This is a genomic window from Neisseria sp. P0022.S010, from assembly GCF_051956635.1.
Window position 1 is genome coordinate 1 of record NZ_JBQCXF010000935.1, and the last position, 435, is coordinate 435.

Annotated in this window: 1 protein-coding gene; it reads right to left on the reverse strand. The window is 29.9% G+C overall.

The genetic code is table 11. From position 1 onward, the window contains the following. Positions 1–435: hypothetical protein (locus tag ACTHUT_RS22195; protein ID WP_440419976.1), on the reverse strand; the 435-nt coding region annotated here is incomplete at both ends.

The following is a 435-nucleotide window of genomic DNA, read 5'->3' on the forward strand; positions in this document are numbered from 1 at the left end:
TATCCAAACTCATTAACAACCCTATAAAAGTCATGAATGATATGGTTGCTTTTTTCAAATAATATATTCAACTTAGGATATTGACCACGATACAAATAGCTCTCTAAGTAGTATCCTTTATTTTTGCCATTTACAGCTCCTATGCCAATCACACAAAAATCAGATTTTCCTTCCCAAAAACTATCTTGAAATAATTTTTCACCATAATTTCCTTCTAGCTCCCCAAATATACCAATGTTTTTACCTTCTTGAGTGCTCTTTAAAACGAGGCAAAAATCTGAATTTCTTTCCAGAAAAGACTTATTTTCTACAGTTAGATTAAAATGTTTAGGATATATTTCATCATATCTTTCAGATATATTCTTTCCAAGCTCTGAATCAATTCCCGATACATAGAATTCAAAATCATCATAGTCCTTATAGTTTGGAATATTA